This window comes from Nocardia sp. NPDC051929 (assembly GCF_044548645.1).
GTDB classification, from domain to species: Bacteria; Actinomycetota; Actinomycetes; order Mycobacteriales; family Mycobacteriaceae; genus Nocardia; species Nocardia sichangensis.
The window spans coordinates 1-13,997 of sequence record NZ_JBIUCG010000006.1 but is presented as its reverse complement, the minus strand read 5'-3'; the positions used below and the strand labels follow the sequence as shown (position 1 = coordinate 13,997).

The following is a 13,997-nucleotide window of genomic DNA, read 5'->3' as shown; positions in this document are numbered from 1 at the left end:
TGATGGGCGGTACTCTGTCGAGGTGCAACCCGTCCGGCGCACCAGCCTCATCGCCCAGGTCACCGAGCAGCTGCGTGCCGAAATCCGTTCCGGCCGTTGGCCGATCGGCTCCCGCATCCCCACGGAGCCGGAGCTCACCGAGCTCACCGGCACCGGCCGCAACACGGTGCGCGAGGCCGTCCAGGCCCTCGTGCACGCCGGCATGCTGGAGCGTCGCCAAGGTTCCGGAACGTACGTGATCGCCGCATCGGACCTCGGCGGAACTCTCGGCAAATATTTCGCCGACGCCGAGGAACGCGACGTGCTGGAGCTGCGCCTCGCGCTGGACGTCACCGCCGCGGGCCTGGCCGCGCGCCGCCGCGACGACTCCGACATCGCGAACCTGCTGCGCCTGCTGGCCGAACGCGACAAGAAATGGGAAGACGACCCCGCCTCCGCGATCGAGGCGGACGTCCAGTTGCACCGCGCGATCGTCGTCGCGAGCCACAACGCGGTGTATCTCGAGTTCTACGATTCGCTGCTGCCCATCATCGAACAGGTCATCCGCGCGCGGACCGCCAAATCGGATGACTCCTATACCGACGAACACGCCGCGCTCGTGCACGCCGTGATCGACGGCGATCCCGAACGGGCCGCCTCCGCGACACGCTGCTTCCTCAACTCTCTCATCGCGGAATATCCGGACGCGCGGTAAACGGCGTCAGGTAACCAAGTGGTCACCATTCCCGGCCGCGCAATGTGAGTCGGATTTGCCGGGAACGTCATCGAGGGCCACGGGGACGCAACAAGCGGCTCATACCTTTGTCTCGACCGTAGCTAGGCACTCGACAGCCGCCGGCGGCACTGCGCCGCGATGAGGGCCGGTCGAGCCGAATCGAGAGGAAGCCGATGACCGCCGTAGCAGCCACCGGCCAGCAGTCGCAGCCAACGACTTTCGAATATCAGAAACGTGGCCGGTGGCTCGACCACTGGGATCCCGACAATCCGACGTTCTGGGCATCCGGCGGTGCGAAAACCGCGCGCAAGAATCTCATCTTCTCCGTGTTCGCCGAGAATCTCGGCTTCAGCATCTGGGTCATCTGGGGCACCGTGGTGACCAGCATGGGCGCCGCCGGATTCGACTTCCTCGCCGGGCTCGGCAAGGGCAACCCCACCGCGGTGAGCAACGCGCTGCTGCTGACCTCCACCCCCACCCTGGTCGGCGCCGCGCTGCGCATCCCGTACACCTTCGCCGTTCCCCGGTTCGGCGGCCGGGCGTTCACTGTGTTCAGCGCGGGGATGCTGCTGCTTCCCACACTCGGCCTGGCCTACTTCGTCAACCAGCCGGGCACGCCGATGTGGGTGTTCCTGTTGCTCGCGGCGCTCGCGGGCGTCGGAGGCGGCAACTTCTCCTCCTCGATGGCCAACATCAACTTCTTCTTCCCCGAGGGCAAGAAGGGAGCGGCGCTGGGCATCAACGCGGCGGGCGGCAACCTGGGCGTCGCCCAGACCCAGCTGGTGCTGCCGTTGCTGATCACCCTCGGCACGCACATCATGGCCAAGGATCCGGGCGGCTATCGCTTCGGCATCACGCTGTCGGTGCTGGTCTGGGTGCCGTTCATCCTGGCCGCCGCGTTCGGCGCGCTGCGTTACATGGACAGCATCGGCACCGCCAAGTCCGATGGGAAGTCCTACCGGCGCGCGCTCACCAACCGGCACACCTGGGTGATGGCGATCCTCTACATCGGCACCTTCGGCTCGTTCATCGGCTTCTCCTTCGCCTTCCCGACCCTGATCAAGGCCAACTTCCCGGACCTGGCGAAGATCGGCTGGATCACCACGCTCGGTAACCTCGCGTTCCTCGGGGCACTGGTCGGGTCGTTCAGCCGTCCGTTCGGTGGCTGGGTGTCGGACAAGGTCGGCGGCGCGAAGATCACCCTGTACGTCTTCGGCGGCATGGCGGTCGCGGTCGCGCTGATCATGGCCGGGCTGGAACTGAAGAGCTTCCCGCTGTACCTGATCGCGTTCCTGCTGCTGTTCGTGCTCACCGGCATCGGCAACGGCTCGACCTACCGGATGATCCCGACCATCTTCAGCGCGGAGTCCAAGAAGTACGCCGCCGAGCACGGCCTCGACCTCACCGAAGCCGCCGCCTCGGCCAAACGTCAGGCGGGCGCGGCGATCGGCGTCATCGGCGCGGTCGGCGCCTCCGGTGGCTGGCTGTTGCAGCAGGCGCTGCGGTTGTCCAACACCCACTTGCACAGCATGGCCCCCGCGTTCTGGGCCTACGCCGGTGCGTTCCTGGTGATGGCGGCCATCACCTGGTGGTTCTACCTGCGGTCCTCGTTCGCCATCCAGCGCGTCCCCTCGCTGGCCTACGCGAACGTCTGACCGATCGGCCTGTCCCGCGGTCCGGACCCCGCGGGACACGGGCGTCATCTCCGCCGCCCCCTCCGGCGGAGCCGCCCACCCCACAACCGAACGTCCGCCCGTCGCCCGGGGCCAGATCCCGGGTCCGGCAACGGGTCCCGGCCTGCACCGGGACGACGCGCGGACGTTCGGTTTCGTCGTGCAACCCGGCAGTGATCGACTCACCGACTCGATTCAGGACCGTGGGTCCCGACTTCGTCCTGACCGTAGGTCACCGGATCCCTTTGGAATGGTTCAGAATTCGAGTTCGGACCAGGGAATGGCGATTGGGAATGGAAAGTCGATCTCGATGCCGCCCGAATCACCGGGTACCCATTCACCGACCATGAGGTAGTTGGACGCGTGGAGTGGATGAACCCCCTCCGGAAGCTGAGCATGCCCGGTCTCGACCGCGTAGGCACGAACAATGGCGATGGCGCTCGCTTCCCGGGCCAGAGTCACTTCCCAATACCATGGAATTCCGGCGCTCGCGTACCGAACCTTCTTCGCCTCGATGTCAGCCTGGGTGTTGGATGGCGACAGGACCTCCCCGACCAGCAAGGTGTCGCCGCCACGGACATCCTGATACGGGGTTTCGAGACACCTGTGAACGAGGAAGTCGGGAGTAAGGAAATCGGACTTGCCAGTGCGGCCCAGAAAGACATTCGTCTCCGTCGTGACGCGCCAGCAATGCTGTGTGTGCTCGGACATGTCTTGCCCGGCGCAGCGGCGCAAGGCGCTCCACATCAAATTCGTGAATGTTTGATGTTCGGAGGGACCGCGGCGCACCCAGACCACGCGGCCGTTCCACAACTCGATCTGACTCGCGATCTCCTCCGGGAGTCGCTCCAACTCCTCCCAGGTCATGTACTCGGGGAGGTCGGGCCGCTCGATACGCGGAACGGGCATGCCGCAATAGTAGATGACCTGCCCACCCAGGAGGGGCTACCGAGCGGCGGTCGACACGGTGCTTGGTCTGGTTGCGCGGTCCCCGGTGACGAGACCACCCGGGAGTAGAACCAGGTGATGTCCGTACCGTGTTCAGTTGATCCCGCAGGCCACCGCGTCTGCGGAGGGTTGGGCGCGCCCGGCCACTCCGGTCAATACGGTAGGTGGACCCCGTCGCGCACTTCCTTGACCGTTCTGCTGATCATTTGCTGCAAGGTGGCGGCGACGCGCTCGGCGGTGGTGGGTTTGATCGTCAGCAGATCCGCGCCGAAAGTGACGTAGCGGCCGTCGTTTTCGACGTCGTTGAGCTGGAAATCTTTGCGGCCGTGCGTATGCCGGTTGTCGACGCTACCCATCGCGTAAACGCCGACGTGACCGATCAACGTCATCGCCCGGGTGAAGAACCGCTCGAACTCCTCCCGCGGCGTCGGTCGCCAAGCGTCGCGGACCGGCGGCCTCGGCCGCGCCAACTCCTTCGCGGAAGCCTGCAACTGTTTCCCCTGCCCCGGGCCGCAGACGGGGAAAACGTCGACCACGGCCCGCGCCACCGCACCGGCGGGTAACAGCGTCAGCACCACGTCACCGCCGTGTTCGGGGTCCGGTCCCGGTTCCTGCACCGCGACCGCGCCGTGCTCGTAGTGCACCCCCGCATGGGCGCGCAGCCTGCGGTTGCGACGCTTACCGGCGAAGCCGGCCACTTCCACCCGGGCCTCCGGCGCCAGCAGCACTTCCACCGCCCGCAACAACTCGTCATCGATGCGTGGGCGCAGCGACTGCGCCGCCGCCTGCCGCAACCGCAGACTCTCCGACCGAAATTCCGTCATGTACTGGTGTTGCAAGGGATACGGCAGCACATCCCGGCCGGTGGACTCCCACAATGTCCGGAATTCGAGCGCGGTGAACCGCCAGTTCTGCACCTCGGGCATGGGCGTCCTTATCGCGGGTTGTCCCCGATGACCGGCGGCACCGTCCCGGGCAACTCGTCCAGGCCGATGAGCTCATTGCCGTGTTCCTGAGTGATCAGGTAATCCGGAATGCCCTTGGTGGATTCCTCGTCTGACTTGCCGCCGCGCGCACCCGGAGCCATTCCGCCCATTCCGCTCGCACCGGCGCGGCCGGGAGAGGTGCCGGTTCGCGCGGCGGCCGGAACCGCGTTGGTGCTGTTCGGTGTGCCTTTCGACGGCACCGAGACACCGGGTGCACCGGGACCGGTCGGACTTCCCGGACTGCCGGGTGTGCTCGAGTGCGGACTGCCGGGACTGCTCGGCGATGTGCTCGTAGGAGTCGTCGAGGCAGGCGTTGTCGAAGAGGGCGTGGTGGAAGCCGGTGTGGTCGAGTCCTGCGTAGTCGACGACGGGTCGGTATTGGTCGACTCCGATGTTTTCGAGGCGTCGTCCGAGGGTTGGTTGCTCGACTGAGTCGTCGGGTCCTCGGTGGAGTTCGTACCGGAGGGATCCGAGCTGGGCGACGAAGTTCCCGACGGGTTACCGGTGCCAGTGTTCGTGCCTCGCGGGCCGCTGCCGTCACCGACACCACCCGGATTCGCGGTGGTCGCCGGACGCGGAATCACCGGCACATTGGTATCGGACTCCATCACGACCGGAGCGTAGACGGTTCTCAACACGCGAACTGCCTCGGTCTTCGTGTTGTACTCGGCGACATCGTCATTGCGCCATCCCCGCCCGGCGACGAAGGCGAGAGCGTTGCCGATTCCGCTGCGATGTTCCGGCGCGTGCGGGACCAATTGCTTGGTCGGCTCCAGCCCGGTCAGCAATTCGGCCAGCTTGTTGCCGGTCAGCCGGGCCGCGTTGGAAACCTGGGCACCTTGGGCGGCATAGTCGCCGACCGCACTCGCTGCGGCATTGCGCGCCTCACCCCGCCACACACTGTCGTCGGTAGCCCGCGCCATGGCTTTCGTAAAGGTGTCCAAAGAGGTTTGGTGCCGATCGGCGATGGTGTTCCACGCGGTCACCAGGTCACCGACCGCCTTCAAATCGATCTGATCGACCTTGCCACGCAGCGTCGCGATATCGTGCCGCTCGAACTCGTCCGCGTCGAGAACCTCCCTCGGCCGGAATTCGCCCTGGAACCCGACACCCGCAGCGCGGCTCCGCACGCCGTCGCGCTGCTGGTTGTACTTGTCCTGCACCCCGGCCACATCGACGTCCGGCTGCAACTCCTCACCCGATATCCAATTGGTGACGTTGCGAAGCATCGTAGAACCGAGTTCCCCCATATCGAAGACTCGCAGAGAGTCGAACGGGTTGCCCATCAGCGCACCTGCTCGGTGGTGTTCGCGAACTGCGTCGCGTTCTCGATGTCCTTCCCTGTGATCCGCTTGAACGAGATCGCCATGACCTCACGCATGTTCTTCACGGTCTCGATGTGTTCCAGGATGATCTGGTCGATCGAATTACCGTCCCCAGTACCCTGTTTCAAGAATTTGGTTTCAAGACCCCGGGCCATATCGAAATCACCGAAACCGCTGACATTCTGCACTCTGCGTGACAGGTCGCGAATACCTTCTAGATCGGCGATTCGCTGGTCACACGCCTTCGCGCAGAGATATGCAGCATTCTCGTCGTCGAGATACAGTTCCCCTCCCCGCGCTTGACTGACGAGTCGACTCCAAACCGATGCGTTGCCCTCGCTCATATCGCCCCTCCCTGATCAACGCGGTAGTACCGGTACGATCGACTCCCCGACGCGGTTCAGGACCACGCACGGGTCTTCGAGGTTGTCCTGGCCAGCCCTGTTCATGGTAGCTACCTGCATGACGCCCTGAGCTGCCGGAAAAAGCACATCGCAGTCGAAATTCTTCGAGGCGCCCTCGACCCGGAATTGACGGCCTTGACGACCGGCCACAGTGACGTCCTTGAAATCGACGTTTCCAGGCTTGCGCTCGAATTCCGCCACAGTGCGACCGGTCGAGTACACCGTGATGGAGTACTTCGAACCCTTCCAACTACAGATCTCCCAGCCGGACTGATGCACTCCCGCGATACCGGACTCCTCGGTTTTCGGATCGACGCCCGCAGCCCGCAGCGCATCGTCGGGAATCCCAGTGCAGGGATTGAACAGAGCCTGTGTCGCTGTGGTGCTGGAACCCGTCGCAGGCGATCCGCTCGTGGTGTCTTCACATCCCGCAGCACCGGTCGCCAGCGCTCCGATGAGCAGTGCCAACAGGATTCGATGACTCATCCCCACCCTCTCGACCCGTGACGACTCAAGTGGGCCAACAGTAGCAGACGAGCAGCGCGGCGCTCCTTGGTCGCGCTGGTCCAGAGGCGTTCTGCGCGTGCCAGGTGTGATGCGGCCGGGAGACTGGTGCCGGGAAGCGGCGGGGTCCTCTCCCTGTTGGGACGTACAGAGTTTGGGGCCCAATCTATGGTGGCAAGGCAGTAACGAGTTCGACGAAAGCTAGGACATACGACTGAGTTCGACGAATTGTTCAAGGAGCTGGAACGATGAAGTTTGGCAAGATCGTGGCCGGGTTTGCGCTCGCTGCCGCCGCAGTCTCTGTTGCTCCCGCCGTCGCCTCCGCTGACGATCCGGAGTTTCCGCGCAACGGTGTTATCCCGCCCGGCACTTATCACGTCGGGCGGGGGCCCTCCAATGTGATCGGGTCGCCGATCGAGAACTGCGACCTGCAAGTTTTTGTGGATGGTAGGACGGTGGTTCTGGTGTGCGGAACCTCCAGCCGGGGAGGGCATCAGATGCCGGTCGGTCCGGACGAGACGTATGTTTCGTTCGACTTCGTGCCCCTTGGGCTCGATCTGCATGACATCGACCCCCGGCAAGGGCTTTGGAGCGGAACGGTGAATATCGCCGGGACTCCGATTGTTGCCCCGTACCCGCTGGCAGCAGTATGGCTCAGCCGCCGTTGAACCGCACGCGCCAATAGCGCATGGCTTGCGTCAGTATCCGTGACGGATACGGCCCGGACATCGGCTATGAGGCCGAGGTCCGGGCTGTCTGTTTGTCTACGCCGATCCGCAGATCAGAGTGCAGTCGCGACGCACGCGGTGAAGGAGTCCCATTGGCCCGGCGCGAAGATCAGCGCCGGACCGTTCGGGTTCTTCGAATCGCGGACGCCGACGTGACTAGCCTCGAGCCACGCGACTTCGACGCACGCATCAGCCTCACCACTGTGGACAGACTTGAACCACTCCGCTCCGGATAGGTCGATGATCATTGTTCGTATCTCCTGGCCATAGTCCTGAGCAGGTCTCTCGATCCTTGCTCTTCGAGTGCCGCACCATTGAGGGCTTCGTGGATCACCCTGAAGCGGTTCACATCGTCCGCATCCTCGAAAATCATTGTCCCTATTGCGCCTTCGGTGTAGACAACGGACGGCTCGCCATGAGGGAAGTCGATAATGATGAACGGCGGTACCGCCAATCCCCCTGGGAAGCCAGCAGCAAAGGGAACGACTCGGATCGAGACGTTCTCTCGCGTACCCATGTCAGCAAGGTGACGGTATTGCGAAGACATGATTCGCATAGACCCGACCACAGTACGCAGGGCCGACTCATGCACCAGGAATTCGGCCCGCATCGGTTTGTGCCTGCGGGTAAGAATCGCTGATCGTTGGATTCTCCGTTCTACGAGCCAGTCAGCATCTGCGGAGGAGCCCATCGGTGCAGACGATCGCACACTGCGGGCATAGTCGGGAGTCTGCAACAGGCCCGGTATGATGAGCGCTTGGAAGAAGTGCAATTCTGTTGCCGCGGCCTCCAATTGCAGATACGTGTTGAAGCCGGGGCGTACCAGATTCCGGAAGTCCTCCCACCACGGTCTCACACGCGCCTGCTCGGCAAGCAATTTCAGATACTCCGTCCGCTCCTCCGGCAGCCCGTAGTACTCGCAGATGAACTCGATGTCCCGAACCTTGATCTTCTCGTTCTGCCCCAGTTCCAGCCGTCCGAGCGCGGATCGGCTGATCTCCAGGACCTCGGCTACCTGCTCGAGGGTGTAGCCGTTGGCCTGACGTGCGTCGCGCAGTGCGCGGCCCAACTGGCGACGCGGCAGCGTCGTCCGGCTGACGTCCGACTTGGTACCGACCATTTCCGTTGCGTCCTCCCCTGCTGTCCCACGGTGTGACCTGCTTTTTCCCACGGCGAGAATCGACATCCGCGCACTCGGGAAGCGCTCAGCGCGTATGCGCCGATTGCCGGGCACCGGTCGATTCGAGCTCCCCGTCGTGAGCACGTTCGCAGCATATGCACATGGCCGAAGAACACGGAACAGAACTCGAATTCGTCACGAATTCCCGTGCACCGGCGCCGATTACGTGCGATCAACAGCCGACGAGTCACGGCACCGGGCCGCAGCGGCCTGGGCGTCGCGAAGCCACGGACGGCCTCCTCGTTCCGCCCGGAATCTGCCGTCACGCCGATGTGCGGTTGGCGCACGAGCAGATGCGGGCGCACCTGGCCTGCCGGATCGAGCGGTGCGCATGGAAGGCCGCGGCGTATCGCACACTCGTCATCACCGGTCGGCTGATACCGCAGGCGGTGAGCCACCGGGAACGCGCCGCCGCCCGAGGACTCCGGTTCCCGTCCCATGACGGACACGACAACGCCGACCGCGCTCTCGACGTGCGCACGATTCAAGCTGTGCTGGAGCAATTGTCGGCGTTGGCGGCCCCACCGGAATCCTTCCGGGGGTGAGCCGATTGCATCGGACCACAACGGGAACCGCACAGGCCGGCTGGCGAGTGGTGGGCAGTCGCATCGAAATCGTGTTCTTGCGTGACGAAGCCGATCCCACACCCGCCTACCGGCTGCGCAACAACGGCGACACCGTGCCGATCCCGCTGGGCGAGAACGGATTCGTCGCCTTCGATGAGCGCGCACTGCCGGATCTGGCGCAGGTCCGCGAATGGTTCCCGCGCCACTTCCGGCTGTGGGACGCGGTGCGCATCGAGTTCTGGGACATTCTGCTGCCCGCCCACGGAGCACGCACCACGGATCCTCCCGGACCGCCCCAGCCGGGTGAGTTCGCCTGACCGATTCCACGCCCCCTCCAGAGAGCGAAAATGCCCGATCGACGAAATCGACCACAGGACAAGTCGCGCAAGCCGACGAGTTCCGCCATCCGATACCCACCCAGCGCCACGATCGATTCACTACTCGCGGCCATGCTGGCCGAGCGTCGCGCAGACGCCGCCGACAGCGACACCGTGCATTTCTGGGGATTCGCCCGCACCGGAAGCGCCACCGCGCACGACGCGGCCCACACTCAGATCGTCCTCGATCCCGACGCCGAACGCTCTCCCGTCCTGGATTCGGCCGAATGGCTGATCCGGAGATTCACCGGCCGCGTGTGGGCGTTCGGGCTCGCCTACCTGACGGTGGGCGAGATATTCACCAGCCCGCACGAGGCGATGCAGGCCGCGGCCGCGGGCCGATCGAGCGAACGCGCCACCGCCGATCCCATCTGCGCGGCAACGATATTCGACGCCCGAGGACGCACCTACACGTCGCTGACGTACACCCACCTGCCCGAACTCGGACCGACGCCCACCTCGGTGGGCGACACCCGCCGGTGCACCGACGCCTGGATAGCCCTGTTCGACCAGCGCGCCGTAGCGGCGCATGTGTGGGCGGCGGCCATAACGCTCGATCCGTCCGCGAACCACGCTGCCATAGCCCGCCTACGGGGTCACTGAAAATCGCGTTGGCCGCGCCTGCACGCGTTGTTATGGTGTGGTCGTGAATTCCCCGGAGTCGTCCAGACGGTAGCCGCCCGGCATACGCGCCGGGCGGCGTTGTGAATGCGAAACCGCTGGTCGTAGCGCGACCGAGTGGTTATTTCGCAACGCCGGACGAAGCAGGTTTCTCCGCGGAGGGTGACGGTTCACCCGATTTCCGCGACCATCTCGGGCGCTTTGTCGCGCCCTGTATCCGGGGAGTTCCTTTTATGCCCATTGTGGTGTTCGTGCTGGCTGTCGCGGTGTTCGCGCAGGGCACGTCCGAGTTCATGGTTTCGGGGTTGCTGGAGGCGATCGCCGTCGATGTCGGGGTCTCGCTCGGCACCGCCGGTCTGTTGACGTCACTGTTCGCGGCGGGCATGGTGCTCGGCGCGCCGGTGATGGCGATGGCGGCGGGCAGGTTGCCGGTCCGGCATTCGATAGCGGCGTTCTTGGCGGTGTTCTGCGCTGCTCATGCCGTCGGCGCTGTGACCAGTGAGTTCACGGTCCTGCTGATGACGCGGGTCGCCGCCGCCGCCGCCAACGCGGGATTCCTGGCAATCGCGCTGGCCGCTCTGCCGCACTTGGTCGGCTCGGTGATGGTGGGGCGCGCGACCTCGGTGGTGGTGTCCGGGGTGACCGTGGCGTGTATCGCGGGGGTACCGGCCGGCACTGTGCTGGGGCAGATCTGGGATTGGCGTATCGCGTTCGGGGCTGTCGCGATCGTCAGCGGGGCAGCGGTGATTCCGGTGTGGGCGATGGTGCCCCGTACGGCTCGCACCGGTGATCGCCCCGCCACAGCTGAGTCCTCTTTGCTGCGGGAGTGGGCGGTACTCGGCGAACGGCCGGTACTCACCTCGGTGCTGGTCGCGGTGCTGGTCAACGCGGCGACGTTCGCGGGATTCACGTTCCTCGGTTCGATCACCGCAGGGCTCTCCACAGCGGACAGCCGCTGGGTTCCGATCGTGCTGGCCTTGTTCGGCATCGGTTCGTTCGTCGGCGTGACGGTCTGTGGCCGCCACAGCGACCGTCATCGCGAGCGGATCGTCACCGTAGGAACGAGTGGGCTCGTCGGGGTGTGGTTACTGGCCGCTCTGACCGCGCACGCACTGCCCGGCGTCGCGATCATGGCGACGGTGTCCGGGGCGGTCGCGTTCGGAGTGGGATCGACACTGATCACGACGATCGTGCAGACCGCGGCGCCCGGCGCGCCGCGGATCGCGGGTGCGCTGGCCACCACGGCGTTCAATATCGGCGCTGCGCTCGGCCCCCTCACCGCCGCCGTGGTCGTCGACCACACCGGTCAGCCCGCGAAGGCGTTGTGGTGTGGCACGGTTCTCACACTCGCCGCGGCCACGGTCGTGCGGGCGACGAGGCAACCGGTCGCATCACCGGCGGCGACCGCCGCGGCAGGCGACCCGCTCGAGTAATGCTGGCGAATTACCGCTAATAGACTTGACGAACGGAGGATCGAGATGTCACTATAAATATGGGAAGACACAGGAAATGGCGTGTCTTCTTTCTTGTTGTCTCTCGACATCGGTCGAAATCGGGTGTAATTTAGGGCTTCGCGCCGGGTCGCGTGCTGTCCAACTCTCGAAATACGAATTGACCGTGGAAAGTGGCACAGTCTGCGTGCCACCTTCTACCCGTTGTTGTCGAGTCATGTTCGGACACGGTCCAGCACGGTGCGCCATGTGAATTACCGCCCACAGGACAAGCAGATACCGTGACGCCCACGCGAACGTATGGGCGTCATGAGGTGCTGGAAGGACGCATCTTGACAGTCTCGAGTCAGACCGACGTCTATGCCGCAACGCCCGCCGATTCCGGATTCTCCCCCTCGCCGAAACGGCTCTCGTTCGCGAAGATCCGTGAGCCCCTCGAAGTGCCGGGCTTGCTGGAAGTCCAGACCGATTCGTTCGAATGGCTGATCGGCACGCCCGCCTGGCGCGAACGGGCCACCGCGCGCGGCGAATCCGGCGCCGGTGGATTGGCGGAGGTGCTCGCGGAGATCAGCCCGATCGAGGACTTCTCCGGCTCCATGGCGCTGACGCTCTCCGATCCGCGCTTCGAAGAGGTCAAGGCCTCGATCGATGAGTGCAAGGACAAGGACATGACGTATGCGGCTCCGTTGTTCGTGACGGCGGAGTTCATCAACAACAACACCGGTGAGATCAAGAGCCAGACGGTCTTCATGGGTGACTTCCCGATGATGACCGATAAGGGCACGTTCATCATCAACGGCACCGAGCGGGTCGTGGTGTCACAGTTGGTGCGTTCGCCGGGTGTGTATTTCGACCACAGTGTCGACAAGGGCACGGAGAAGGACTTGCACAGTGTGCGGGTCATCCCGAGCCGTGGCGCGTGGCTGGAGTTCGATGTGGACAAGCGCGACACCGTGGGTGTGCGCATCGACCGCAAACGCCGCCAACCCGTGACGGTGCTGCTCAAGGCGCTCGGCTGGACGAGTGAGCGGATCGTCGAGCGCTTCGGTTTCTCCGAAGTGATGATGACGTCCCTGGAGAAGGACAGCACATCGGGCACCGATGAGGCGCTGCTGGACATCCACCGCAAGCTGCGTCCGGGCGAGCCGCCGACGAAGGAGTCCGCGCAGACCCTGTTGGAGAACCTGTTCTTCAAGGAGAAGCGCTACGACCTGGCGCGCGTTGGCCGGTACAAGGTCGACAAGAAACTCGGCATCCGCAGCGGCGGCTCGCCGGCGCTCACCGAGGACGACATCGTCACGATCATCGAATACCTGCTGCGGCTGCACGCGGGCGAGAAGACCATGACCGCTCCCGGCGGCGTCGAGGTCCGGGTCGAGGTCGACGACATCGACCATTTCGGCAACCGTCGGCTGCGCACCGTCGGCGAGTTGATCCAGTCCCAGGTCCGGCTGGGGCTGTCACGGATGGAGCGCGTGGTCCGCGAGCGGATGACCACCCAGGACGTCGAGGCGATCACGCCGCAGACCCTGATGAACATTCGTCCCGTCGTCGCGGTGCTCAAGGAGTTCTTCGGAACCTCGCAGCTGTCCGTATTCTTGGATGAGCGCAACCCGCTGGCGAGCTTGACCCAGAAACGCCGTCTCTCGGCGCTGGGCCCGGGTGGTCTGTCCCGGGAGCGCGCCGGTCTGGAAGTCCGCGATGTGCACTACAGCCATTACGGCCGCATGTGCCCGATCGAGACTCCGGAAGGGCCGAATATCGGCCTGATCGGCTATATGTCGGTGTACGCGCGGGTGAATCCGTTCGGCTTCATCGAGACGCCGTACCGAAAAGTGGTCGACGGCAGGGTCACCGACGAGGTGGACTACCTCACCGCCGACCAGGAAGACCTGCATGTCGTGGCGCAGGCGAACGAGCCGCTCGACGCCGCGGGGCGTTTCGTGAACGCGCGAATCGCGGTGCGCCGCAAGAATTCCGAGGTAGAGCTCGTCGGATCCGCCGAGATCGACTATATGGACGTCTCGCCGCGCCAGATGGTGTCGGTCGCGACGGCGATGATCCCGTTCCTCGAGCACGACGACGCCAACCGCGCCCTGATGGGTGCGAACATGCAGAAGCAGGCGGTTCCGCTGATCCGTTCCGAGGCGCCGATCGTCGGCACCGGTATGGAGCTGCGCGCGGCGGTCGACGCCGGCGACGTGGTGGTGAACGAGAAGGCCGGTGTGGTCGAGGAGGTCTCCGCCGACTACGTCACCGTGATGCACGACGACGGCACCCGGCGCAGCTACCGGATGCGCAAGTTCAACCGGTCCAACCAGGGCACCTGCTCCAATCAGCGCCCGATCGTCGACGAAGGCCAGCGAATCGAGATCGGTCAGGTCATCGCCGATGGCCCCGCCACCGAGAACGGTGAGATGGCCTTGGGTAAGAACCTGCTGGTGGCGATCATGCCGTGGGAGGGTCACAACTACGAGGACGCGATCATCCTGTCGCAGCGGTTGGTGGAGGAGGACGTT

The 13,997-nt window shown here is 64.8% G+C and carries 15 protein-coding genes; 8 read left to right on the top strand and 7 right to left on the bottom strand.

Annotation, left to right across the window (positions count from 1 at the left end; all coding sequences use genetic code 11):
• The first annotated feature begins 22 nt into the window (after positions 1–22).
• Complete coding sequence (locus ACIHAX_RS09085; protein ID WP_355079815.1) at positions 23–694, top strand: FadR/GntR family transcriptional regulator; 672 nt, start codon at positions 23–25, stop codon at positions 692–694.
• A gap of 194 nt (positions 695–888) precedes the next feature.
• Entirely contained in the window at positions 889–2,370 is a 1,482-nt protein-coding gene (locus ACIHAX_RS09080) for a nitrate/nitrite transporter (protein ID WP_356960720.1), read from the top strand.
• A gap of 273 nt (positions 2,371–2,643) precedes the next feature.
• On the opposite strand, the gene ACIHAX_RS09075 is transcribed toward ACIHAX_RS09080, so the two are convergent.
• The 5 genes from ACIHAX_RS09075 to ACIHAX_RS09055 form a co-directional block, all read right to left on the bottom strand.
• The gene (locus ACIHAX_RS09075) at positions 2,644–3,297 is read right to left on the bottom strand and encodes a Uma2 family endonuclease (protein ID WP_364437649.1); all 654 of its coding nucleotides are present in this window, start codon (positions 3,295–3,297) and stop codon (positions 2,644–2,646) included.
• Between the two features lie 191 nt (positions 3,298–3,488).
• Entirely contained in the window at positions 3,489–4,262 is a 774-nt protein-coding gene (locus ACIHAX_RS09070; RefSeq protein WP_397276717.1) for an ESX secretion-associated protein EspG, read from the bottom strand.
• A gap of 8 nt (positions 4,263–4,270) precedes the next feature.
• Positions 4,271–5,608 carry a hypothetical protein gene (locus ACIHAX_RS09065; protein ID WP_397276715.1) on the bottom strand — a complete coding sequence of 446 codons (1,338 nt, stop codon included), beginning with the start codon at positions 5,606–5,608 and terminating at the stop codon, positions 4,271–4,273.
• Complete coding sequence (locus tag ACIHAX_RS09060) at positions 5,608–5,991, bottom strand: hypothetical protein (protein ID WP_397276713.1); 384 nt, start codon at positions 5,989–5,991, stop codon at positions 5,608–5,610. The genes ACIHAX_RS09065 and ACIHAX_RS09060 overlap by 1 nt, the downstream gene beginning before the upstream one ends.
• Before the next feature lie 15 nt (positions 5,992–6,006).
• Positions 6,007–6,519 carry a DUF3558 domain-containing protein gene (locus ACIHAX_RS09055; protein WP_379256048.1) on the bottom strand — a complete coding sequence of 171 codons (513 nt, stop codon included), beginning with the start codon at positions 6,517–6,519 and terminating at the stop codon, positions 6,007–6,009.
• Positions 6,520–6,803: 284 nt separating this feature from the next.
• On the opposite strand from ACIHAX_RS09055, the gene ACIHAX_RS09050 reads away from it, so the two are divergent.
• Positions 6,804–7,223, top strand: a complete 420-nt coding sequence (locus tag ACIHAX_RS09050; RefSeq protein ID WP_364437685.1) for a hypothetical protein — start codon at positions 6,804–6,806, stop codon at positions 7,221–7,223.
• Positions 7,224–7,336: 113 nt separating this feature from the next.
• Here ACIHAX_RS09050 and ACIHAX_RS09045 read toward each other — a convergent pair whose 3' ends face one another.
• On the bottom strand, positions 7,337–7,531 hold the full coding sequence (locus ACIHAX_RS09045) for a DUF397 domain-containing protein (protein WP_364437688.1): 195 nt from the start codon (positions 7,529–7,531) through the stop codon (positions 7,337–7,339).
• Positions 7,528–8,403 (bottom strand): helix-turn-helix domain-containing protein, encoded by an 876-nt coding sequence (locus ACIHAX_RS09040; RefSeq protein WP_397276710.1) that lies wholly within the window; start codon positions 8,401–8,403, stop codon positions 7,528–7,530. Before ACIHAX_RS09040 ends, ACIHAX_RS09045 begins: the two co-directional genes overlap by 4 nt.
• Positions 8,404–8,564: 161 nt before the next feature.
• Between ACIHAX_RS09040 and ACIHAX_RS09035 the strand changes: the two genes are divergently transcribed.
• From ACIHAX_RS09035 to ACIHAX_RS09015, 5 genes are all read left to right on the top strand, one after another.
• Positions 8,565–9,008: a hypothetical protein gene (locus tag ACIHAX_RS09035; RefSeq protein WP_364437694.1), complete on the top strand. Its 444-nt coding sequence runs from the start codon at positions 8,565–8,567 to the stop codon at positions 9,006–9,008.
• On the top strand, positions 9,005–9,346 hold the full coding sequence (locus ACIHAX_RS09030; protein WP_397276708.1) for a hypothetical protein: 342 nt from the start codon (positions 9,005–9,007) through the stop codon (positions 9,344–9,346). The genes ACIHAX_RS09035 and ACIHAX_RS09030 overlap by 4 nt, the downstream gene beginning before the upstream one ends.
• 30 nt (positions 9,347–9,376) lie before the next feature.
• A complete protein-coding gene (locus ACIHAX_RS09025) occupies positions 9,377–10,009 on the top strand; it encodes a hypothetical protein (protein ID WP_364437700.1) in 633 nt (210 codons plus the stop codon).
• Between the two features lie 251 nt (positions 10,010–10,260).
• Entirely contained in the window at positions 10,261–11,460 is a 1,200-nt protein-coding gene (locus ACIHAX_RS09020; protein ID WP_397276706.1) for a Cmx/CmrA family chloramphenicol efflux MFS transporter, read from the top strand.
• Positions 11,461–11,792: 332 nt separating this feature from the next.
• A partial coding sequence (locus ACIHAX_RS09015; RefSeq protein WP_397276981.1) for a DNA-directed RNA polymerase subunit beta occupies positions 11,793–13,997 on the top strand: 2,205 nt, incomplete at its 3' end.

Excerpts from the sequence above, each read along its gene's own strand:
- ACIHAX_RS09040 (WP_397276710.1), bottom strand. The coding sequence starts at position 8,403 with ATGGTCGGTACCAAGTCGGACGTCAGCCGGACGACGCTGCCGCGTCGC.
- ACIHAX_RS09020 (WP_397276706.1), top strand. The coding sequence starts at position 10,261 with ATGCCCATTGTGGTGTTCGTGCTGGCTGTCGCGGTGTTCGCGCAGGGC.
- ACIHAX_RS09080 (WP_356960720.1), top strand. The coding sequence starts at position 889 with ATGACCGCCGTAGCAGCCACCGGCCAGCAGTCGCAGCCAACGACTTTC.
- ACIHAX_RS09045 (WP_364437688.1), bottom strand. The coding sequence starts at position 7,531 with ATGATCATCGACCTATCCGGAGCGGAGTGGTTCAAGTCTGTCCACAGT.
- ACIHAX_RS09025 (WP_364437700.1), top strand. The coding sequence starts at position 9,377 with ATGCCCGATCGACGAAATCGACCACAGGACAAGTCGCGCAAGCCGACG.
- ACIHAX_RS09060 (WP_397276713.1), bottom strand. The coding sequence starts at position 5,991 with ATGAGCGAGGGCAACGCATCGGTTTGGAGTCGACTCGTCAGTCAAGCG.
- ACIHAX_RS09070 (WP_397276717.1), bottom strand. The coding sequence starts at position 4,262 with ATGCCCGAGGTGCAGAACTGGCGGTTCACCGCGCTCGAATTCCGGACA.
- ACIHAX_RS09075 (WP_364437649.1), bottom strand. The coding sequence starts at position 3,297 with ATGCCCGTTCCGCGTATCGAGCGGCCCGACCTCCCCGAGTACATGACC.
- ACIHAX_RS09065 (WP_397276715.1), bottom strand. The coding sequence starts at position 5,608 with ATGGGCAACCCGTTCGACTCTCTGCGAGTCTTCGATATGGGGGAACTC.
- ACIHAX_RS09035 (WP_364437694.1), top strand. The coding sequence starts at position 8,565 with ATGGCCGAAGAACACGGAACAGAACTCGAATTCGTCACGAATTCCCGT.
- ACIHAX_RS09050 (WP_364437685.1), top strand. The coding sequence starts at position 6,804 with ATGAAGTTTGGCAAGATCGTGGCCGGGTTTGCGCTCGCTGCCGCCGCA.